Genomic DNA, 21,957 nt, shown 5'->3' on the forward strand with positions numbered 1-21,957 from the left:
TTGAAGTAACAGGGCGCAAGTATCGATTGCGCCCTGTTTTGTTATTCAGTATTTACAGGAGTGGATTTACTCCCTGCTCAATCAGCATCTCGGTGAGGGCGATTAACGGCAGACCGATGAGTGTATTCGGGTCGCGCCCTGATAATCTATCAAATAGGGTAATACCCAATCCCTCACTTTTAAAACTGCCGGCACAATCCCATGGTTGCTCTCGTGTCAAATAACCGTCTATTTCTGCTTCACTTAGCGTTCGGAAATAAACGTCAAAAGTTTCGCACAGGCAGTTAATGCTGTTGGTTGCTGTATTCAATAGGGCCAGACCGGTATAAAAAGTGACACATTGTCCACTGGCCTGCTGCAATTGCTTCATTGCGTTTGCATAATTGTGGGGTTTCCCGACGATTAATCCGTCAATGACACAGACCTGATCAGAGCCGATTATCAGATGTTGTGGAAAATCTCCCGCCAGTGCCTGCGCTTTTGCACTCGCCAACCGCTGCACTAGCGCGCTGGCTTCTTCACCTGTCAGTGGGCTTTCATCGGTTTGTGGTGCCGCAGTAACAAAAGGTAATTGCAGCTTTTCCAGCAAAGTCCGACGATATGATGAGGTTGAAGCAAGAACCAGTTGCAGCATAATATTTTCCATAAACCGTAGCGTAATTTAATCAGGCATTTTAAACTGTCTGCCGCTTCGGAAGCGAATATTGGTGAAAGGTGCAGTAAAAAGGCCTTTTTCTTTGACTCTATGTCGTTACAAAGTTAATATGCGCGCCCTATGCAAAAGGTAAAATTACCCCTGACCATTGATGCGGTTCGTACCGCTCAGAAACGTTTAGATTACGCAGGTATCTATTCTCCTGAGCAGGTTACACGTGTAGCCGATTCAGTGGTAAGTGTGGACAGCGATGTCGTGGCCTCATTATCGTTTAATATCGATAATCAGCGCCTGGCGGTTATTACAGGTCACGCGGACGTCGATGTAACATTGATGTGTCAGCGCTGTAGTAACACGTTTGCACAACATGTTCATACAACGTATTGTTTTAGCCCGGTCGTCAATGATGAGCAGGCTGAAGCATTACCGGAAGCGTACGAGCCGATCGAAGTCGATGAATTTGGCGAAGTTGATCTGCTGGCTATGATTGAAGACGAAATTATTCTTTCACTGCCTGTCGTTCCGGTACATGATTCTGAACACTGTGAAGTGTCCGAGGCGGACATGGTATTTGGTAAACTGCCTGAAGAGGTGGAGAAACCGAATCCATTTGCCGTATTAGCCAGTTTAAAGAAAGTAATTAAGGAGTAAGGTCAATGGCCGTACAACAGAACAAACCAACTCGTTCCAAACGTGGCATGCGCCGTTCACACGATGCGCTGACCACTGCCACTCTGTCTGTGGACAAAACTTCCGGTGAAACTCACCTGCGTCACCACATCACAGCCGACGGTTTCTACCGTGGCCGCAAGGTTATCGGCTGAGTAGTACTTGCTAATCTTTAGCAAGGCGATACCTTGACTTGTCTAACCCTAGCGTTAGATGCAATGGGTGGGGATTTCGGTCCCCACGTCACAGTGCCTGCTTCATTGCAGGCACTGGCCTCTAATCCACGGCTTAAACTCCTGCTGGTCGGGAATCCCGACACCATCACTCCGTTACTTGTTAATGCCGATCCTTTGTTGCTGGCGAGGTTACAGGTCATCCCTGCTGAGCATGTTATTGCCAGCGATGCTAAACCCTCACAAGCTATTCGTGCCAGTCGTGGTACCTCGATGCGCATAGCGCTGGAGTTGGTCAAAAACGGTGACGCGGCAGCCTGTGTGAGTGCAGGGAATACAGGAGCATTGATGGGGCTGGCGAAGATGATGATTAAGCCACTAGATGGAATAGAGCGCCCGGCGTTAATGACTGTCATCCCAAACCAGCAACGCAGCAAGACGGTGGTGCTGGATTTAGGGGCTAACGTTGAATGTGATAGTACAATGTTGGTGCAGTTTGCTGTCATGGGGTCGGTGATGGCAGAAGAAGTTGTCGGTATTACCAACCCGCGTGTTGCTTTGCTCAATATTGGCGAAGAGGAAACCAAGGGGTTAGATAATATCCGCGAAGCCGCCGCAGTATTAAGAAATACACCGGCGATCAACTATATTGGTTATCTGGAAGGCAATGATTTGCTTACGGGTAAGACCGATGTGATGGTTTGTGACGGCTTCGTGGGTAACGTCACTCTAAAGACCATGGAAGGTGTGATAAGAATGTTCTTGTCACTGCTCAAATCATCGGGCGAAGGCAGTAAACAGTCCTGGTGGCTTAAACTCATTGGGCGCTGGCTGCAAAAACGTGTGGCAAAACGGTTCGGTCATTTGAACCCCGACCAGTATAATGGTGCATGTCTGTTAGGATTGCGGGGCATTGTAATCAAGAGTCATGGCGCGGCGAATCAACGTGCATTCGCAGTCGCAATCGAACAGGCGGTGCAGGCGGTGCAGCGGCAAGTCCCTCAACGGATAGCCGCGCGCCTTGAAGCGGTATTACCCAAGAGTGACTGATCGTACATGTATACTAAGATTCTCGGTACGGGGAGTTATCTGCCCGTACAAGTGCGCAGCAATGCTGATTTAGAAAAAATGGTGGATACGTCGGACGAGTGGATTGTCACCCGTACAGGTATTCGTGAGCGGCGTATTGCCGGCCTGGATGAAACAGTCGCGACCATGGGTTTCCATGCGGCTGAAAAAGCACTGGAGATGTCTGGGGTTAGTAAGGACCAGATTGGGCTGATTATTGTTGCTACCACCTCTTCAAGCCATGCTTTCCCAAGCTCGGCCTGTCAGGTACAGCAAATGCTGGGTATTAAAGATGCAGCCTCTTTCGATTTGGCAGCAGCCTGTGCGGGCTTTACCTATGCGCTGAGTGTGGCTGACCAATATGTGAAAAGTGGTGCGGTTAAGCATGCCATCGTGATTGGCTCCGATATGTTATCGCGCGCGCTGGACCCAGAAGACCGCGGTACGATTATTCTGTTTGGTGATGGTGCAGGTGCTGTGGTATTAGGCGCATCTGAACAGCCTGGCATACTGTCTACCCATTTGCATGCCGACGGCAGCTATGGGCAGTTGCTGGCACTGCCGTACCAAGACCGCCAAAAACAAGAGCAACCAGCCTATGTCACCATGGCCGGTAATGAAGTATTTAAAGTTGCGGTGACTGAGCTTGCCCACATTGTGGACGAGACATTGCAGGCCAACAATCTGGAGCGCAGTGCGCTGGATTGGTTAGTGCCGCATCAGGCTAACCTGCGTATTATTACCGCAACGGCGAAGAAGTTAGGCATGGGGATGGATAGAGTGGTGATAACTCTTGATCGTCATGGCAACACCTCTGCGGCATCTGTCCCTGCGGCGCTGGATGAAGCGGTGCGTGATGGGCGTATTCAACGTGGGCAGTTAGTGCTGCTGGAAGCGTTTGGCGGTGGCTTTACCTGGGGCTCTGCGCTGGTTCGCTTTTGATTTAACAGTACCTTTTTTGGTTTAACAGGACTTTTTTGATTCAACAGGAAAGAAAATGTCGAAATTTGCAATGGTATTTCCAGGCCAGGGTTCTCAATCCCTTGGCATGCTGGCCGATTTGGCCGCACAATTTCCGATAGTTGAAGCGACTTTCAGTGAAGCGTCGTCGGTACTGGGTTACTCCCTTTGGCAGCTAGTGCAGCAAGGCCCGGCAGATGAATTGAATAAAACGTGGCAGACACAACCGGCATTGCTGGCGGCATCTGTTGCAATTTGGCGTGTCTGGCAACATCAAGGCGGCAAGCTGCCGACAATGATGGCAGGTCATAGCTTGGGTGAATACTCAGCGCTGGTTTGCGCGGGTGTGATTGATTTCAAACAGGCGATCACTCTGGTTGAATTGCGCGGCAAACTGATGCAAGAAGCGGTACCAGCAGGCACCGGCGCAATGTACGCCATCATAGGTCTGGATAATGAATCCATTGCTAAAGCCTGTGAAGAATCAGCACAAGGTCAGGTTGTTTCGCCTGTCAATTTTAACTCGCCAGGCCAGGTGGTGATTGCCGGCAACAAAGAAGCGGTAGAACGCGCAGGGGTTGCTTGTAAAGCGGCCGGAGCCAAGCGCGCCTTGCCTTTACCGGTCAGTGTGCCATCTCATTGTGCGTTAATGAAGCCGGCGGCTGATAAGTTAGCCGCAGCACTGGAAAACATTGAATTCCAGGCGCCATTGTTCCCGGTTATCAATAATGTTGATGTGAAAACGGAAGTGTCACCAGAGGCTATCCGTAGTGCGCTGGTGCGCCAACTCTACAACCCGGTACGTTGGACTGAGAGTGTTGAATTTATGGCAGCAGAAGGTATTGAGCTGCTGTTAGAAGTTGGGCCAGGTAAAGTCTTGACTGGCTTGACCAAGCGTATCGTGGATACTTTAACCGCAGCACCGGTAAACGATGTTGCTACATTGACCAGCGCGCTTGAAAACTAAGAAAGAGGATAACATGAGCTTCGAAGGAAAAATTGCGCTGGTAACCGGCGCGAGCCGTGGGATTGGCCGTGCGATTGCAGAATTATTGGTCGAACGTGGTGCCCGGGTTATTGGCACTGCGACCAGTGAGAAGGGTGCAGAAGCGATTAGTGCCTATCTGGGTAGCAATGGCAAAGGCTATATGTTGAACGTCGTGGAACCCGCGTCAATCGATGCTGTTTTGACAGCGATTCGTGCGGAATTTGGCGAAGTTGATATTTTAGTGAATAATGCAGGTATTACGCGTGATAACCTGCTGATGCGTATGAAGGATGAAGAGTGGCAAGATATTATTGACACCGATCTGACTTCTGTATTCCGCCTGTCAAAAGCGGTAATGCGCGCTATGATGAAAAAGCGGTTTGGGCGTATCATCACCATCGGGTCTGTGGTTGGGACAATGGGCAATGCGGGGCAGGTTAACTACGCGGCAGCTAAAGCGGGTCTGATCGGTTTTAGCAAGTCTTTGGCGCGTGAGGTTGCTTCACGTGGCATTACTGTCAACGTTGTGGCACCTGGCTTTATTGAGACGGACATGACGACGGCGTTGACAGATGAACAACGCGCAGGCATTTTAGCCCAAGTACCAGCTAACCGGCTTGGGCAAGCTAAAGAAATCGCCAGCGCTGTTGCATTTTTAGCCTCTGACGAGGCCAGCTACATCTCTGGTGAAACGTTACATGTCAATGGCGGCATGTATATGATTTAAAAATCACGAAAGTATTTGCATTATTTGAGGTGAAAACCGCAAAATAGCGTAAAATCGTGGTTTGACCAGCCGAGATTTAGTTGCATCTTTTTCAACATTTTATACACTACGAAAACCATCGCGAAAGCGAGTTTTGATAGGAAATTTAAGAGTATGAGCACTATCGAAGAACGCGTTAAGAAAATCATCGTTGAACAACTGGGTGTTAAAGAAGACGAAGTGAAGAACAGTGCTTCTTTCGTTGAAGATCTTGGCGCGGATTCTCTGGACACCGTTGAGCTGGTAATGGCTCTGGAAGAAGAATTTGATACTGAGATTCCAGACGAAGAAGCAGAGAAAATCACTACTGTTCAGGCAGCTATTGATTTCATCAACGCTAACCAGCAGTAAGCGAACATGCTTTAAGTTTAGATAGTTAGGCGGTCACTCGACCGCCTAAGTTTTTTTTGTCCTAAGTGTTATTTTCCCTCCTTGGAGGACAACCGTGTCTAAGCGTCGAGTTGTTGTGACTGGACTGGGCATGTTGTCTCCTGTCGGTAATACAGTAGAATCCACATGGAACGCTGTTCTTGCCGGGCAGAGTGGCATCAGCCTGATCGACCATTTCGATACTAGTGCCTATGCAACGAAATTTGCTGGCTTAGTAAAAGATTTTAATTGTGAAGAGTTCATTTCGCGTAAAGATGCACGCAAAATGGATGCATTCATACAGTACGGCATTGTTGCTGGCATGCAAGCCATGCAAGACTCAGGGCTTGAAATAACCGAAGCCAATGCTCCTCGTATCGGTGCCGCTATTGGTTCTGGTATTGGTGGGTTGGGTCTGATTGAAGAGAACCACACTGCGCTGGTGAATGGCGGGCCACGTAAAATTAGCCCGTTCTTCGTGCCATCAACCATTGTTAACATGATTGCCGGCCATCTGACCATTATGTGTGGTATGCGTGGGCCAAGCATCTCTATCGCGACTGCCTGTACTTCTGGTGTGCATAACATCGGTCAAGCGGCACGTATCATTGCTTACAATGATGCGGATGTCATGCTGGCAGGTGGCGCTGAAAAAGCCAGTACCCCACTGGGTGTCGGTGGTTTTGGTGCTGCTCGTGCATTGTCTACTCGTAACGATAATCCGCAAGCCGCAAGCCGCCCGTGGGATAAAGACCGTGATGGTTTCGTTCTGGGTGACGGCGCAGGCATGATGGTGCTGGAAGAGTACGAACACGCGAAGAAACGTGGTGCAAAAATCTATGCTGAAGTTGTTGGGTTTGGGATGAGCAGCGATGCCTATCACATGACATCTCCACCGGAAGACGGTTCAGGAGCAGCACTGGCAATGGTGAATGCATTACGTGATGCGGGTGTGACCCCATCTCAAATCGGCTATATCAATGCCCATGGCACATCGACTCCTGCTGGCGACAAAGCCGAAACGCAGGCAGTTAAGTCTGTATTTGGTGAAGATGCCCGTAAAGTGATGGTCAGTTCCACCAAATCCATGACTGGGCACTTGTTAGGTGCAGCCGGTGCGGTTGAGTCTATCTTCACTGTGCTGGCGTTGCGCTCTCAAGCTATTCCGCCAACCATTAATCTGGATAACCCGGATGAAGGTTGTGATTTGGATTTTGTTCCGCATGAAGCCCGTCAGGTAAAAGATATGGAGTACACCTTGTGTAACTCCTTCGGCTTCGGTGGCACTAATGGTTCTTTAGTTTTCCGCAAGGTCTAACTTCGGCTGTTAAGCTTCTGCTGCTAAAAAGGCCCGGTTTTCCGGGTCTTTTATTAGGTTAACCCCGCATCACTTAATGGCTCAACGTGAGTGTTGTCACTGCTAACGTCGCGCCACAGCGCCAAGTAAGAAAGAGATAACATCCCGCCATAATCACTGTCTTAATAAGAGATAAATCTGAAAACAGCCATTGACTAAATCTGCTACTGTCGCCACGTACAATTTTTATTTATGTACAGTATATATTTACTGGCAAGGTATATTTAGCAACTGAATGTATGGCAAACAATACCCCTCCCATTTAAAGAGAGTCTGAATGTTCTGGATTAATGGTATAGAGCAAAATTTGATTTCAGCGTCAGACCGCTCAGTGCAGTTTGGTGATGGCTGCTTTACGACGGCAAGGGTATCTCATGGTCGGGTAGTGTGGCTTGATAAACATATACTGCGTTTGCAACAGGCAACTGAACGCTTGTTGATGCCGACAGTAAACTGGAATGCCTTGACTAAAGAAATGGTAGAGGCGGCAAACCATACTGAAGATGGGGTACTGAAAGTGATTATTAGCCGGGGTAGCGGTGGGCGCGGCTACAGCGGTACTGCTTGTCAGCACCCTACGCGCATTATTTCGCTTAGTGATTATCCGGCGCATTATCAAAGTTGGCGTGAGCGGGGTATTTCATTGGCATTAAGCCCGGTGACATTAGCTCGCAGCCCATTGCTGGCGGGTGTTAAGCATCTAAATCGCCTTGAACAAGTGTTGATTCGTGCGCATCTTGAGCAGACAGAGGCTGATGAGGCACTGGTGCTTGACACTGCGGGCCTGCTGGTGGAATGCTGTGCGGCTAATTTATTCTGGCGTAAAGGTGGCGCAATATTTACCCCGGATTTAAGCCTGTCGGGTGTTGATGGCATCATGCGCCAGATGATTATTACTTGTCTGGCCGGGCATGGGCAGCAGGTAGCGATTGTGGCGCAACCACTGGAGGCACTGGCTGATGCGGATGAAATTATCGTGTGCAACGCGCTGATGCCGCTACTGCCTGTGAACCGCGCCGATAAATGGCTTTATCACTCGCGTCAGTTGTTTGATTTCCTGAATCAGCATTGTTGCGATGCATAACTGATGGTCTCAGCAGCATGTTGGTTTTAATGTATAGCGTTGATGACTACCTTTAATTTGAAGATGGCCACCCGATGAAAATAAAAAGCACCCGAGTTGTAATCCTTTTTGCCGCTATCTGTTTGGGATTAGTGCTGTTGGGTTATCAGAAAATACAACACTTTGCGGACCAGCCGCTGGCTATCCAGCAAGAAACCATCTTTAAACTCCCCGCCGGTACGGGGCGGGTCGCATTGGAGAATTTACTGCAACGTGACCACGTGATTAAAAACACCCGTTTGTTCCCCTGGCTGTTGCGTATAGAGCCTGAGTTGGCAAAATTTAAGGCGGGGACTTATCGTTTTACCCCTGGCATGACGGTGCGCGGCATGCTGGAATTACTCGCCAGTGGTAAAGAAGCACAATTTACCGTGCGCTTTATTGAGGGCAAGCGGCTACGTGACTGGCTGGATGAGTTGCAGCAGTCGAAGTACGTAAAACATGTTTTGGCCGGCAAAAGTGATAGTGAGATTGCGGTGTTACTGGGGTTAAAAGACAGTGATCACCCTGAGGGTTGGCTCTATCCTGATACCTACTCCTATACCGCCGGGACGACCGATCTGGCCTTACTCAAACGTGCCCATGCGAAGATGGAAAAGACGGTTGATGAAATTTGGCAAGGGCGAGAGGAATCTTTACCCTATAAGACACCGGGTGAGCTGGTCACCATGGCATCTATCATCGAAAAAGAAACCGCAGTAAATGAAGAACGCACTAAAGTCGCATCGGTGTTTATTAACCGTCTGCGGATTGGTATGCGCCTGCAAACTGACCCTACAGTCATTTATGGTATGGGTGACAAGTATAATGGCAACATTAGTCGTAAAGACTTAGATACACCAACACCTTATAATACCTATGTGATTTCTGGTTTGCCGCCTACCCCAATAGCCATGCCGGGGCTGGCATCACTGACGGCTGCCGCGCATCCGGCCAAAACCGCCTATCTCTACTTTGTGGCAGATGGTAAGGGCGGGCATACATTCACCACCAATTTAGCCAGTCATAACCAAGCGGTACGGGTCTATCGTCAATCGCTTAAGGATAAGAATGAACAGTAAATTTATCGTTATTGAAGGGCTGGAAGGGGCAGGGAAAACCACCGCCAGAGACACCGTGGTTGCCACGCTGCGCGCCCAAGGGATTAACGATATTGTTTTCACCCGGGAGCCGGGTGGAACACCATTGGCAGAAAAACTGCGTGATTTGATTAAACAAGGTATTGATGGTGAAGTCCTGACAGATAAAGCCGAAGTGCTGATGCTGTATGCCGCGCGAGTACAATTAGTTGAGAATGTAATTAAACCGGCGTTGGCTCGAGGCAGTTGGGTGGTGGGTGATCGCCATGATCTCTCATCTCAGGCGTATCAGGGAGGAGGGCGTGGCATTGATAGCCAACTGATGACGTCACTGCGTGATACCGTATTGGGTGAATTCCGCCCTGATCTAACGCTGTATCTTGATCTGCCGCCTGTGGTCGGTTTAGCACGCGCTCGTGCCCGTGGCGAGTTGGATCGTATTGAACAAGAGTCGCTGGCCTTTTTTGAACGCACGCGGGCACGCTATCTCGAACTGGCCGCCGCTGATAGCAGCATAAAAACCATCGATGCCTCCCAATCTCTTGAGCAAGTGAGCACATCAATCAGCCGGGTACTGACTCAATGGCTGGCCAGCCGGGAAACCGCATAATGAAATGGTATCCGTGGCTTACGGCCCCTTATCGCCAGTTGATAGGGCAGCATACTGCCGGGCGCGGGCACCACGCGTTATTACTCCACTCCTTGCCCGGTAATGGTGAAGAGGCGTTGATTTATGGCCTCAGTCGCTGGCTGATGTGCCAGCAGCGGCAAGGTGAGAAAAGTTGTGGTGAATGCCATAGCTGCCGTTTAATGCTGGCGGGCAACCACCCGGACTGGTATGTACTGGCACCGGAAAAAGGTAAAAGCAGCATTGGGGTCGAATTAGTGCGTCAGCAGATAGATAAGCTCTATTCCCATGCACAACAAGGTGGGGCTAAGGTGGTGTGGTTGCCACACGCCGAACTGTTGACCGATGCGGCGGCAAATGCCTTATTGAAAACCTTGGAAGAGCCACCGGAGAAAACCTATTTCCTGCTGGACTGCCATCAACCCGCCAGTTTGTTAGCTACGCTGCGTAGCCGCTGTTTTTACTGGTATTTGGCCTGTCCAGATACTGCACTCAGTTTGCAATGGCTGCAACGCCAGGTTCAGGCAGAACCGGTGACGGCGCTGGCTGCGCTTAAATTGAGTGAGGGCGCACCCTTGGCAGCCGAGCGGTTGTTGCAACCGGAGCGCTGGACTCTACGAAATGCGCTGTGTAACGCGCTCAGTAGTGCATTGAACAGTTCGGATCTACTGTCATTGTTAGTGCAGTTGAACCATGATGATGCGGCTGAACGCCTCCAATGGCTCTCTTCGCTGCTGCTGGATGCTTTGAAATGGCAACAAGGTGCTGGCGAGTTTGCTGTGAATCAGGATCAATTGTCGCTGGTACAACAGTTGGCGCTCGTAGCCACCACACCGGTGTTGCTTCAGTCAACGCAACAACTGGCAAAATGCCGTCATCAATTATTATCTGTCGTCGGTGTCAACCGTGAATTGTTACTCACTGAGTTGTTACTTAACTGGGAAACCGCGTTATCCACCGGCACCTATTCCACCTCACCTTGATTGTACACTCAACGTAATTGGCGTTGCAGCGGCTGGCCGAAGGATGGGCCGAGTAGCGAATATAGCTAACACCCCTGCGGCTACCATTATGAAAAGTATGGAAGAGTTTAATATTATGTTGTTAGTAGATTCACACTGCCATCTTGATAGCCTTGATTACCAGACGCTGCACAGCAGCGTCGATGATGTATTAGCCAAAGCAAATGCGCGGGATGTCGGTTTCGTCCTGGCGGTAGCCACTACGTTACCGGGCTTTTCTGCCATGACATCCCTTATTGGCGAACGCCAAAATGTGGCATTTTCATGTGGTGTTCATCCGCTGAATCTCGATGGTGGCTATGATTTCCAGCAACTCAGAAGTCTTGCCGCGGCAGATAATGTGGTGGCGATGGGCGAGACCGGGCTGGATTATTTTTATCAGCAAGATAATATCCCGCTGCAACAAGCCTCTTTCCGTGAACATATTCGTATTGGTCGTGAATTAAACAAACCGGTGATTGTGCATACCCGCGATGCGCGTGAAGATACACTCGCAATTTTGCAGGAAGAGCAGGCGCAGGAGTGTGGTGGTGTTTTACATTGCTTTACAGAAGACAAAGCCACGGCAGCAACGCTGTTAGACCTCGGTTTTTATATCTCATTCTCGGGGATTCTCACTTTTCGTAATGCGGAACAACTGCGTGATGTGGCCCGTTATGTTCCGCTGGATCGGATATTAGTAGAAACCGATTCACCTTATCTGGCTCCGGTTCCCCATCGTGGCAAAGAGAATCAACCAGCCTATGTCCTTGATGTTGCAGAGTATATGGCAGTGCTGAAAGGCGTGAGTCTTGAATCACTGGCGCAGGCGACGACTGACAACTTCTGCCGGTTATTTCATCTGGACCCTTCCCGGCTCGCCAGTGAAAATAGCTAGCATCCTTAATAATACTTTTTTTTAAGCTCGTAATTAATCCCCGGAACGAGTAATGTTCTCACCCAATTTATTGGGTGAGGGCAGGTCTTGTTGACGTTTTTTTACAAAAAATGCGTGATTTGATGCAAGTTAAGCGCTTTCTTGAAAGAAACGTGACTGCCATCAAACATTAAGCAGGCTATTTATTTTACTCTTCGTAAAAATTAAAAGGGTGCTTTAGACACCCTTATTCGCAAAGGCTTACTCCCCCCTTTGTAATGCCAATAAACGCGAGAAACAGCAGAAAAGCACTATTACTCAGGAGCACACTCAACTATGTTTAAGAACGCATTTGCAAACCTGCAAAAGGTAGGTAAATCGCTAATGCTACCGGTATCCGTCTTACCCATCGCAGGTATTCTGCTGGGTGTCGGTTCCGCGAATTTTAGCTGGCTACCAACAGTAGTCTCTCACGTAATGGCAGAAGCGGGCGGTTCCGTCTTTGCTAACATGGCATTAATCTTTGCTATTGGCGTTGCACTCGGCTTTACCAATAACGACGGTGTATCCGCGTTGGCGGCAGTTGTTGCTTACGGCATCATGGTGAAAACCATGGCTGTGGTAGCGCCTCTGGTCTTGCATCTGCCAGCAGAAGAAATTGCGGCCAAGCATTTAGCCGATACTGGGGTACTGGGCGGGATTATTGCAGGTGCTATAGCCGCCTACATGTTCAACCGCTTCTACCGTATTCAGTTACCTGAATATCTCGGTTTCTTTGCGGGCAAACGCTTTGTTCCGATTATTTCTGGTTTCACCGCTATCTTCGTTGGTGTGATCCTGTCCTTCGTATGGCCACCTATCGGTACTGCGATCCAGACCTTCTCCCAATGGGCGGCTTACCAGAACTCAGTCGTTGCTTTTGGTATCTACGGCGTAGTTGAACGTGCGCTGGTACCATTCGGTCTGCACCATATCTGGAACGTACCATTCCAAATGCAAATTGGTGAATACACCAACGCAGCAGGTCAGGTATTCCACGGTGACATTCCACGTTACATGGCGGGTGACCCAACTGCCGGTAAACTGTCTGGTGGCTTCCTGTTCAAAATGTACGGTCTGCCAGCCGCTGCGATTGCGATTTGGCATTCAGCCAAACCGGAAAACCGCGCTAAAGTGGGCGGGATCATGATCTCCGCAGCACTGACCTCATTCCTGACGGGTATCACCGAACCAATTGAATTCTCCTTCATGTTCGTGGCACCAATTTTGTATGTTATCCATGCAATTTTGGCCGGTCTGGCGTTCCCAATCTGTATTCTGCTTGGGATGCGTGACGGTACCAGCTTCTCCCATGGTTTGATTGACTTCATTGTTCTCAGTGGTAACAGTAGCCGTATCTGGCTGTTCCCTCTGGTGGGTATTTGCTACGGTCTGGTGTACTACACCATCTTCCGTGTGCTGATTACCAAACTGGACCTGAAAACACCGGGTCGTGAAGAGACAACCACTGAGCAAACTGTCCAGGGCGGCACAGAAATGTCAGCGGCACTGGTAAATGCGTTTGGTGGTAAAGAGAACATCACTAACCTGGATGCTTGTATTACCCGTCTGCGTGTCAGCGTGGCGGATGTTTCCAAGGTTGACCAACCTGGTCTGAAGAGACTGGGTGCTGCGGGTGTAGTGGTCGCAGGTTCTGGTGTTCAGGCTATCTTCGGGACTAAATCAGATAACCTGAAAACAGATATGGACGAATATATTCGTAACCATTAATTCAGGTTTGGGGAGTGCAAAGGGGAGGCGAAAGCCTCCCTTTTTTTATCTTTTTCACATTGATTTTATTGAATTATTTATTTTAACTGTCCACATCATGACCTCCACTCAAAGATTGACTGCATTCAGATACAAAAAAGCCCGCACGCGGCAGGCTGATTGAAAACGTTGGAGTATCAAAAAACCAAATCAAATTGGTCGTCACCCAGATGCCCCGGCAGAAACAGATCGCGGGGTAGGGTTGCGGTGTTATTACGGCTGGGGCGGGACAGGATTTTATCGACTGATTGCAGTGTGGTGAACGTACAACTGCAAAGCAGGTTCTGGCACTGGTGATAATTCTCTTTGGTATTGCCGGTTAGCGTGCTGGGTATTGGCGGTTTTAATCGGAGTCGAGGCGCTTTTTTGATACAGGGCCGCAATGATCACACCGGCGGATAACTCGCCGCCAGCAGCCAGAATAATGACCTGTTCCCCTTCGGTCGGCGGCCACCATGTGCGGGCCTTTCCGGCGCGACGGACAGACCACGGCAACCAGTCGGTCAGTAATTCACCGCAGCGCACGCGGGCTTTGGGCGGATCAAGGGCCAAATTCACCTGCACCACGATACCGAAACGGATCAGATTCATTATCAGGCGATAGATTTCGGCGTTGGTCATGGCGGTCAATACTCGTTATTCAGCGTAACGGTATTGTTTACGCGCACGGGTGCAACACGCGGCAGTGGTAGGGGGACTGTGACAACTTTTAGCGGGAAATATCGGGGTGGTTTAACTAATACAGCGAGCGAATAACGCAGTCATGCGTTGATAACGGCAATGGTAGCCATCAATATTGGCCTGAATCCATTCATCGGGGTTGATGCCAGCAAAGGAGATTTGAAAGCCGCAATTGATAATAATGTGTTCGAACAGCAACCGCTGCGCCCGGCCATTACCTTCACGGAAAGGGTGGATAACATTAAGATCAGAATAGTACTCAGCCAGTTTTACAATCAGCGAGTCATAGGGCAGACCAACCAGATAATTTTCTTGTGCCAGTTGGTTAAACAGTCGGTTAGCTTCAGGTGTAATGCGATTGATATTGCAAAATCGGGTAGTGCCTTTGGATATATCAATGGTTCTCAGCTCTCCGGCCCAATGATAAATATCGCCAAACAAGGCTTGATGCAGCGCGCACCAATAGCGCAAATCATAGGGTGGCGGGCTAAATTCGATCTCCATAATCGCCAGCTCGGAAAAATCTTTTTCCATCTCAATAAATTGGTCATCATCAGTAATGCCGAATTTATTGATTAACACCTGACTGTTCGGATAGGTATAAGGAGCTGGGCCGTCACCGTATTTATCGCTGTTCACCGCGAACTCGGCTGGCTTTTGGTGGCGTATTTATTCATCAGGCTTTGCTTCAGTTTAGCCCTTTCGTTCTTTGAGGTTGGCAACGTTTGATTGGTACTGTTCAAGCCTTCCAAACGCATACTTTGGCGATAGTTTTCTAACTTCACACGGTCGAAGTATTGTTTTTTCTCAGCCAGACTCGTCATTACATTAGCCATTACGATCTCCGGTAGTGCATATAGAAATGCAGATAAAACAAATATACGCGATCCAGCGGAGTTTTTCATCCCAGCGTAATGTTAGCCACGGGCGATAAAGTCAAACACTTGGCCGAGCACATTATCACTGTCTTTTTTGGTGATGCCGAGCAATTGACGGGCGGGGTAAGGGGGCATTCAAGAACGTATTTGTGTACGCGGCAGGCGGGAAGAAAGACGGCCTGCAAATTATGCCGTTTAGTGAAATAACCGCCAAAGATGAGTTTAACGGTATCAAGAACGTGACCCGCGATGACTTGCTGGCCGCACACCGGGTACCGCCGCAACTGATGGGGATCATGCCGACCAATACCAGCGGCTTTGGGGATGTTGAGAAGGCGGCGAAGGTGTTCGCCATCAACGAGCTGTATCCCATCATGGAAGATCTAAAAGCCCTGAATGACTGGCTGGGCGTGGAGGTATTCCGGTTTAACCCCTACGCACTGGCCGAAATTTAAGTTTGACCCACGGATTCATTCAATAATTTTCATTCATACCCACACCGGCGCGCCCTGCGCCGCGTGCACTTCCCCCATTGCGCTATAACGCGCTGTGCGGCCCATAGAGAGGTGCACGCCTCACGCATCCGATCACGCACACATCACACGAATGCACATCACCATGACCCACAAGCAGCGCATCAGCCGGAGGTGCCAGACCTCCCTTAGACCCTTCAGCGCGCGATTGTCTCCCCTCCACGCCTGCACGCAAAAAGGTCGCTTTTTGTGCATTTGTGCAAGTGGCGGCAGGCCGCGCCAGTTCTGGGCTGAAAGGGGCGAAATAGCATCAAAAATATTGTGCAAATTTGTGCAATACTTCATACCACAATTCAGTCTCACTACCAGATAAATGTTAATTAATTGTCAATGGTTATCTCTTCTATTTGAGCGACTTCAATGTTGTCTATGGCTGGGACTTGAGGGATTAATGTCCTGCAATAATCGATCAACTCACCAACTTTTATCCTGTCTTGCTCATAATTTACTTTCTGCGTTGTCCATAGTCTAAGTGTATCTATAGGAATGGCAACATTAGGGTTAGTTAACTTAATATTTTGCTTTTGTATTTTATCATCCAAGAGAATAGCTCTTTCTGATAAGGATTGTAGTTTGATTTGCGGATTTAGTTGTATTTCAAACTTTCTGATACAATCAAATATTTCTTGAATTTCCGCACTGGTCTTAGAATGTGTAATATTATAATTATGCTCACTGAAAGCATGATGCTCTTGGTTTTGTAGACTCCAGTTTATTAAGTTCCTTCTAATTAAATTTACATTTTCTAAATTGTTACCAAGATTTTCATTTAGAGCGTTATACATACTTTCCAAGCTAACTTTAATATAATTTGGTTTTTGATATTCTCTTGATGAAAATGAACCTGTTATTGTTAGTGCGGCATTGACGCAATAATGTGAAGCTAAGCTTTCGAACCAGATTCTACAATAGATTAATGCCTGTCTCAAATCATAACAAGCCAAGCTTTCCTTTATTTTATCTTCAAAAGATATTTTCTTTTCTACGATATAAATCCCATGCGGATAACTGTTTAAAATAAAACTTGAAAATTCACCGTTACCCATTTCCTTAGATTTATTACTATACATTTCCCAGAATAGTTTGTCGTGAGTAGTAATGATTTTTTGAGTGTTTTTTAAAAAATCATCCGTTAAGAATGTATTTATTATGTTGGCTCGGTGTTCAGTGTCAATAGCATTTACGACATCATCAAAGACAATAAATTGAGACTTTTTCTTCTTGGAAAGAGCTAAAAGTATAGCCAGTCCTAGTGATTTCAAATGTCCTTCTGATAAAAAAACAAAAGCATCAACACTTTCATTATTAATTTCCATTTGAATTCTATATGATTTAGAAATTTCATCATATGAGAAGTAAAGGCGATTTAGTTTCTCACTGTTATCATCATGCTTATTTATATTGTTATAGTATGTAATTATGGAGGCTTCTATTCCAGAAAGTATTTCTCCTTCCTTTCTTCTTTTGAATTCGTATGCTGCGATATAAAAATTTTGATATTCAAGTGTTAATTCATCTATAAAATTATTAAACTCAGCATCAATCTTAACAAGTGGTTTTTTCTCATTTATTGACTTAATCAGTAAAGCTATTTTCTGAGATTGTAGTTTTTTACTTCTAGATGTATCTATTTTTTCTTGTGATTTTTCATCAATGTAATTAATTAAGTGTGAGTTTTTTTCTATGATTCCATCAATTCTCTTGATTGTTTTCTCCACATCTAAAATACTTCTGTTATGAATAACTGCTTTCTCATTAAATATTTTTATGTCAGGGTTTTTTTCTAAATTTAAAAGTATTTCCTCTAACTGTTTATTTAAGTTGACTATATTTTCAAGTTGTAATTCATTTACAATTCCTATTATTTTACTTGCATCAAAATACGTATTTACTGGCGATGCTAATAGCTTGTTTAACCATGCTCTTAAATTAATTAATATACTTTCTATTCTATTGGTGGTTTTATTTTTTCTTAATTGAATACATGATAGAGTTTTTAATTCATCAATTCCATTCTGACTGTTTTTCAATGGATCTATTTTCGTATTTTTAATGTTTGTAAGGCATAAAGGGCATTTGTCATAACTGATTTTACTAAGAACATTTTTAGCTGATTGATAAAGGCTTAAATAATCCACTTTGCTGCTTAATGATAATAATTTACTATCTAAAATTATTTTATTCTCTATTAAAAATTTTATGTGTTTTATTAACTTGTAAGAATGGTCCGTATCTATAATGATAGATACTACTCCTTTTTTATATTTCTCTTTTGCTAAAGTCATATGTGCTATTGTTTTTTTTGCTCTAAAGTAAATATATCGAATAGCATTGTTCTGATTTCTCTCAGGAGTATTTATGATTTTTGCATGAGAAATTATATTCTTTGTTACATTGTCTATTTTGGTTATTGATTGTTTATGATCTTTTTTAAATATATTAAATTCATCCACATATTGCGAGTGTTTCGTAATGTTTTCATTTTTCTTTATTGCATTTAAATTAAAACTTTTTGGTTGAACAAGTGTACTTATTGCTAAATCGAATCCCTCTAGACCAACAAGTGCAGCTAAGACATCTCTTTCATTAAATTTAGTATCATTTGAGCCAAGAAGGGAGAATTCTTGTAGTCTGTTCCTATCAATAAAATTAAATATATTTACCGGATCGGTTGAAATTACCAGTTTCTTATTGTTCAAAATCTTGACTAAAGGTTTACCATTACGCGTTATATAATTTTTTATAGAGGTTTTTCTTCTTCCAGCCTCTTTAATATTTCCAGTTGTATAATATTCTATTGCCTCACATAAGCTTGTTTTCCCTCCACCATTAGGAGCGAAAAAAATATTATTCTTGGCATTGAAATTTATTGTTACTCCTAAATCTTCTCCATTGAGTTGACCAAAACCTCTAAAATTAGCTATTTGTAATGAATAAATACTTTTTTTTATCACCGCCGCCGTGTTTCTTTTTCCTTGTCTATCATAAACATCTTTATAACGCTTAATATGACTATTATAGATCGGATTTGTTATGTCTTTACCTTTATCTATTTCCCTGAATAATTTTTGATTGATTCTACCTGAATCATTTCTTTTATTTATTAATAGCCAGAGAAGTAAATCTCTATGAGGGTTATCATCCACATAATATTTTGCGCAAAACTCTGAAACATACTCGTCCATAGCTAATACCTTGTTTTATAATTAATTACAAACTGCACATATAGTTGTTTATTTATTGTTTAATTAAAAATTTAGGCTTAAAAAAATTATTGTCAACACCATTTCAAGTAAAGATATGTATTCTTAAGAGATAAAATTAATATAAATCATATAGATAAGTGGCTTGCGCTAATCCGCAATAGATGTATGGGTTATTTTTGTGCTGCAGTGGTAAATTGTCCTCCACTAATCTGAAACTTCAGATTTTGCCCAAAATCCACCTTCCCCCCCATCACCAGCGCCCGCAATTCCCACGGCTCCGGCTCTATGCCGATTTTTCGCAGGAAACTCAGCGCCTGATCTGCTAACTCACCGATAGGCTGATACTGAGCCGCTATCTCTGCTTTTTTCACCTCGTGATTATCAGAGACTTTCTTACCTTTATCCCCATCATTGCGGATACGTTCGGCCAGTTCTCGCCGTTCCTTGCGCCCCATATCTTCAAAAAGCTGGCTGGTTTGCTGGTGATAACGTTTTATCTGCTTGGCTGTGGCGTTCTTGGGCAGTTTTGGATAACTAAATTCTGCGGCTGGCGGGGTGCTTTCAACCGATTTTACCGGTTGAGGGCAGCTACCGCGTACAGTTATTGACAGAACTCCAAGGGGCGGCGGGCCGCCCTGAACGTCAACAGAAAAATCCGCGTCAGCTTTGATTTTAAGAACAATTTTGTAAGTGGTGGTGCGGGTATAGATAATTGAATTAGCACCCGATTCAGGGGCAAAGACGCCAGTGATCCGGCTGACGTTATCCCCGTAATCGTTGCCATTCTCGGTGATGTCGTAATTGAGCCTAACGCGCAAATCTTTGCGGGCGACTAATGGGCCGCCTTGTGCGAGGGTATAACCCGCCCAGTTACCCTCGTCAGCAGCAACCTGCGCCGGTGATATCTCTGGGAATAAACGCAGCTCCTTATCTCGCAGACGGCGTAATTCACGGTATACCGTGACCGGCGCACCACCTATTTATCTTCTCCCTGTAGCGCAATGGTCGCGTTGAAATCGCCTGAATCCAATAACTGTTCCGCTTTTTCAATCAATAGTTGATGAGTGTTCCGCAATAGTTGTAAGTGTGAACGGCGACCACGGCCAGCTTCTGACTGCCATAAAACCCGCCAGCCTGTTGCATTTTAACCAGCAATGTCCGCATATGGCGCTTAGTGCAGCTAAGCTTGTCGGCTAATTCTTGCAGTGTAATCGTAACCTGTTGCACCCCAACCACGCCCAGTAAGCGTAAATATTGTTGCTCAAGACGTCGACTGACCATAAAAGAGGATCTCTATTGAATGAATCTCAGCAGTTTTTAATATCACCTTTTTAGCTGATAATTTTAGTACAGCAAGGGCTTATCGCCCACCGTCCTTAGGCATGAAAAGCTTGTGCGGGCAGGGCGTAATGACTATTTAAGGTGAGAAGATGACCCGGTATTTAAATAAAGACACCCAAGTGTGTATTTCTCTGGCGGCCAGACCCAGTAACTTTGGTACCCGTTTTCACAACTTTTTGTACGATGCCTTAGACCTCGATTATCTGTATAAGGCTTTTACTACCACTGATCTTGTTGCCGCCATCGGTGGTGTGCGGGCGCTGGGATTTCGTGGTTGTGCCATCTCAATGCCCTTTAAAGAGGCGGTGATTCCGCTGGTGGATGAGATGGACCCATCAGCTAAAGCTATTAACTCAGTAAATACTCTGGTCAATACCGCAGGCTACCTTAAGGCGTACAACACCGACTATATCGCCATCGCCATGTTGCTTGCGACATATCAGGTGTCATCAAAGCAGGTTTTTGCTTTACGTGGCAGTGGTGGCATGGCAAAAGCAGTGGCTTTTGCATTAAAAAACGCAGGTTTTAAGCAGGGTTATATCATTGCGACAAATGAAGTGACAGGTAAGCAGTTAGCGGATCAATCAGGTTATATTTATCGCCCTGATATGCAGGACGTTCGGGCTAATGTGTTGATTAATGCTACCCCGGTGGGGATGTTGGGGGGGAAGGATGCCGATGCTCTGGCATTTACTCAGGGTGAAATAGATAGTGCGGATATCATTTTTGATGTGGTGGCACTGCCGGCAGTCACCCCACTTATCCGTTACGCTAAAGCACAGCAGAAAACCGTTATTACTGGCGCAGAAGTATTTGCTATTCAGGCGGTTGAGCAATTTGTGCTGTATACGGGGATTCGCCCAGAGCCCGCATTGTTTGAAAAAGCGGCGGCTTATGCCAGAGGCTGATTATTGAGGTTGAAATCAATAGAATTTGTCGCTCATACTACGCATTCTCCGTTTTATAATGATAAAGGAAATGCGTAATGGCCGAAGAAACGATTTTCAGCAAAATTATCCGCCGTGAAATTCCTGCCGACGTGGTCTACCAGGATGAGCTGGTGACGGCGTTTCGTGATATTGCCCCACAGGCACCCACCCATATCTTAATCATTCCCAACATTCTTATTCCAACTGTGAATGATGTCACCGCAGAACATGAAGCCACACTGGGTCGTATGATTACCGTGGCGGCTAAACTTGCACAACAAGAAGGCATTGCCGAAGAGGGCTATCGTCTGATCATCAACTGTAACCAACATGCCGGGCAAGTGGTCTATCATATTCATATGCACCTGGTTGGTGGTCGTGATCTGGGTTCATTGTTGTCACATAAATAATGATGCTGCATCAATAGCGACATAATGATTGAGTCTAAATGAGGTAAGCCTATGCGCCGTGTTAAGGCGTTTTTATTACCGGTGATGGTGTCGGCGTGTATCGCGACATTATTGGGGTGCAGCAACCCGAAAGGGATTGCAGTAAATAAACAGCAAACCGTGGTAATGGATTCGTCGGTTCTGACGGCAGGTATTTTGGCTTCTCAACCCACAGTATCACTCTCTTCTGGCAATAATGTTGCGCGTTCAGTTATCACGAATAGCCAGAATAAGCCGGTAAGAATCAACTACCGTTTTTATTGGTATGATACCCAGGGCTTAGATGTGCCGCCGCTGGAAGCGCCGCGTTTTGTGATGATAGCACCAGGGGACGATGTCACTATTCAGTCAGTTAATAATAATTTTAATGCGCGCAGTGCACGCCTTCATTTATTTTTATAACCGATTGATTTTCACA

At 46.2% G+C, this 21,957-nt stretch carries 24 protein-coding genes and 2 pseudogenes; 18 read left to right on the forward strand and 8 right to left on the reverse strand.

What is annotated here, in order from left to right; genetic code table 11:
- Nucleotides 1-52: 52 nt before the first annotated feature.
- A complete protein-coding gene (locus V1956_RS11340; protein ID WP_442825129.1) occupies nt 53-634 on the reverse strand; it encodes a Maf family protein in 582 nt (193 codons plus the stop codon).
- Between the two features lie 141 nt (nt 635-775).
- On the opposite strand from V1956_RS11340, the gene yceD reads away from it, so the two are divergent.
- The 14 genes from yceD to ptsG all read left to right on the forward strand — a co-directional run bounded on the left by yceD (nt 776) and on the right by ptsG (nt 13,483).
- Nucleotides 776-1,306 carry a 23S rRNA accumulation protein YceD gene (yceD, locus tag V1956_RS11345; protein ID WP_083158518.1) on the forward strand — a complete coding sequence of 177 codons (531 nt, stop codon included), beginning with the start codon at nt 776-778 and terminating at the stop codon, nt 1,304-1,306.
- A 5-nt stretch (nt 1,307-1,311) separates the two neighbouring features.
- Nucleotides 1,312-1,479, forward strand: a complete 168-nt coding sequence (rpmF, locus tag V1956_RS11350) for a 50S ribosomal protein L32 (protein ID WP_002210931.1) — start codon at nt 1,312-1,314, stop codon at nt 1,477-1,479.
- A gap of 33 nt (nt 1,480-1,512) precedes the next feature.
- Nucleotides 1,513-2,547, forward strand: a complete 1,035-nt coding sequence (gene plsX / locus V1956_RS11355; protein WP_372559275.1) for a phosphate acyltransferase PlsX — start codon at nt 1,513-1,515, stop codon at nt 2,545-2,547.
- A 6-nt stretch (nt 2,548-2,553) separates the two neighbouring features.
- On the forward strand, nt 2,554-3,507 hold the full coding sequence (locus V1956_RS11360; RefSeq protein WP_083158520.1) for a beta-ketoacyl-ACP synthase III: 954 nt from the start codon (nt 2,554-2,556) through the stop codon (nt 3,505-3,507).
- A gap of 55 nt (nt 3,508-3,562) precedes the next feature.
- Nucleotides 3,563-4,492 carry an ACP S-malonyltransferase gene (fabD, locus tag V1956_RS11365; RefSeq protein WP_372559274.1) on the forward strand — a complete coding sequence of 310 codons (930 nt, stop codon included), beginning with the start codon at nt 3,563-3,565 and terminating at the stop codon, nt 4,490-4,492.
- A gap of 13 nt (nt 4,493-4,505) precedes the next feature.
- Nucleotides 4,506-5,240, forward strand: a complete 735-nt coding sequence (gene fabG, locus V1956_RS11370; protein ID WP_083158522.1) for a 3-oxoacyl-ACP reductase FabG — start codon at nt 4,506-4,508, stop codon at nt 5,238-5,240.
- Between the two features lie 153 nt (nt 5,241-5,393).
- Complete coding sequence (acpP, locus tag V1956_RS11375) at nt 5,394-5,630, forward strand: acyl carrier protein (protein WP_002220787.1); 237 nt, start codon at nt 5,394-5,396, stop codon at nt 5,628-5,630.
- Between the two features lie 94 nt (nt 5,631-5,724).
- On the forward strand, nt 5,725-6,966 hold the full coding sequence (fabF, locus tag V1956_RS11380) for a beta-ketoacyl-ACP synthase II (RefSeq protein ID WP_372559273.1): 1,242 nt from the start codon (nt 5,725-5,727) through the stop codon (nt 6,964-6,966).
- A gap of 316 nt (nt 6,967-7,282) precedes the next feature.
- The gene (gene pabC / locus V1956_RS11385) at nt 7,283-8,089 is read left to right on the forward strand and encodes an aminodeoxychorismate lyase (RefSeq protein ID WP_442825130.1); all 807 of its coding nucleotides are present in this window, start codon (nt 7,283-7,285) and stop codon (nt 8,087-8,089) included.
- Between the two features lie 74 nt (nt 8,090-8,163).
- Nucleotides 8,164-9,189: an endolytic transglycosylase MltG gene (mltG, locus tag V1956_RS11390; protein ID WP_083158525.1), complete on the forward strand. Its 1,026-nt coding sequence runs from the start codon at nt 8,164-8,166 to the stop codon at nt 9,187-9,189.
- Nucleotides 9,179-9,817, forward strand: a complete 639-nt coding sequence (tmk, locus tag V1956_RS11395) for a dTMP kinase (RefSeq protein ID WP_083158526.1) — start codon at nt 9,179-9,181, stop codon at nt 9,815-9,817. The genes mltG and tmk overlap by 11 nt, the downstream gene beginning before the upstream one ends.
- Nucleotides 9,817-10,818: a DNA polymerase III subunit delta' gene (gene holB, locus V1956_RS11400; RefSeq protein ID WP_442825131.1), complete on the forward strand. Its 1,002-nt coding sequence runs from the start codon at nt 9,817-9,819 to the stop codon at nt 10,816-10,818. Before tmk ends, holB begins: the two co-directional genes overlap by 1 nt.
- Before the next feature lie 115 nt (nt 10,819-10,933).
- Nucleotides 10,934-11,734, forward strand: coding sequence for a metal-dependent hydrolase (locus V1956_RS11405; RefSeq protein WP_442825806.1), 801 nt, complete (start codon nt 10,934-10,936; stop codon nt 11,732-11,734).
- A gap of 315 nt (nt 11,735-12,049) precedes the next feature.
- The gene (gene ptsG / locus V1956_RS11410) at nt 12,050-13,483 is read left to right on the forward strand and encodes a PTS glucose transporter subunit IIBC (RefSeq protein ID WP_083158528.1); all 1,434 of its coding nucleotides are present in this window, start codon (nt 12,050-12,052) and stop codon (nt 13,481-13,483) included.
- A gap of 176 nt (nt 13,484-13,659) precedes the next feature.
- On the opposite strand, the gene V1956_RS11415 is transcribed toward ptsG, so the two are convergent.
- The 4 genes from V1956_RS11415 to V1956_RS11430 form a co-directional block, all read right to left on the reverse strand.
- Nucleotides 13,660-13,803 (reverse strand): ogr/Delta-like zinc finger family protein, encoded by a 144-nt coding sequence (locus tag V1956_RS11415; RefSeq protein WP_442825807.1) that lies wholly within the window; start codon nt 13,801-13,803, stop codon nt 13,660-13,662.
- Entirely contained in the window at nt 13,760-14,143 is a 384-nt protein-coding gene (locus V1956_RS11420; protein ID WP_442825132.1) for a phage baseplate assembly protein V, read from the reverse strand. Before V1956_RS11420 ends, V1956_RS11415 begins: the two co-directional genes overlap by 44 nt.
- Nucleotides 14,144-14,254: 111 nt before the next feature.
- Entirely contained in the window at nt 14,255-14,842 is a 588-nt protein-coding gene (locus tag V1956_RS11425; RefSeq protein ID WP_442825133.1) for a Fic/DOC family protein, read from the reverse strand.
- The gene (locus V1956_RS11430; protein WP_229714857.1) at nt 14,839-15,039 is read right to left on the reverse strand and encodes a YhfG family protein; all 201 of its coding nucleotides are present in this window, start codon (nt 15,037-15,039) and stop codon (nt 14,839-14,841) included. The genes V1956_RS11425 and V1956_RS11430 overlap by 4 nt, the downstream gene beginning before the upstream one ends.
- Before the next feature lie 155 nt (nt 15,040-15,194).
- Between V1956_RS11430 and V1956_RS11435 the strand changes: the two are divergent.
- Nucleotides 15,195-15,536, forward strand: a pseudogene (locus V1956_RS11435) (phage portal protein); the annotation flags it as partial.
- 398 nt (nt 15,537-15,934) lie between these two features.
- Here the strand turns inward: V1956_RS11435 and V1956_RS11440 are convergent.
- The 3 genes and pseudogenes from V1956_RS11440 to V1956_RS11450 form a co-directional block, all read right to left on the reverse strand.
- Entirely contained in the window at nt 15,935-18,799 is a 2,865-nt protein-coding gene (locus V1956_RS11440) for a hypothetical protein (RefSeq protein ID WP_442825134.1), read from the reverse strand.
- A 191-nt stretch (nt 18,800-18,990) separates the two neighbouring features.
- Nucleotides 18,991-19,638, reverse strand: coding sequence for a hypothetical protein (locus V1956_RS11445; protein ID WP_442825135.1), 648 nt, complete (start codon nt 19,636-19,638; stop codon nt 18,991-18,993).
- A 161-nt stretch (nt 19,639-19,799) separates the two neighbouring features.
- A pseudogene (locus tag V1956_RS11450) lies at nt 19,800-20,101 on the reverse strand (SgrR family transcriptional regulator); the annotation flags it as partial.
- A 149-nt stretch (nt 20,102-20,250) separates the two neighbouring features.
- On the opposite strand from V1956_RS11450, the gene V1956_RS11455 reads away from it, so the two are divergent.
- The 3 genes from V1956_RS11455 to V1956_RS11465 all read left to right on the forward strand — a co-directional run bounded on the left by V1956_RS11455 (nt 20,251) and on the right by V1956_RS11465 (nt 21,941).
- Nucleotides 20,251-21,069 carry a shikimate 5-dehydrogenase gene (locus V1956_RS11455; protein WP_372559263.1) on the forward strand — a complete coding sequence of 273 codons (819 nt, stop codon included), beginning with the start codon at nt 20,251-20,253 and terminating at the stop codon, nt 21,067-21,069.
- A 77-nt stretch (nt 21,070-21,146) separates the two neighbouring features.
- Nucleotides 21,147-21,500: a purine nucleoside phosphoramidase gene (hinT, locus tag V1956_RS11460; protein ID WP_372559262.1), complete on the forward strand. Its 354-nt coding sequence runs from the start codon at nt 21,147-21,149 to the stop codon at nt 21,498-21,500.
- 51 nt (nt 21,501-21,551) lie between these two features.
- A complete protein-coding gene (locus V1956_RS11465) occupies nt 21,552-21,941 on the forward strand; it encodes a YcfL family protein (protein WP_372559261.1) in 390 nt (129 codons plus the stop codon).
- Nucleotides 21,942-21,957 lie beyond the last annotated feature (16 nt).

Origin of the sequence: Yersinia sp. 2540 StPb PI, assembly GCF_052217165.1 — a bacterium.
GTDB classification, from domain to species: domain Bacteria; phylum Pseudomonadota; class Gammaproteobacteria; order Enterobacterales; family Enterobacteriaceae; genus Yersinia; species Yersinia enterocolitica_E.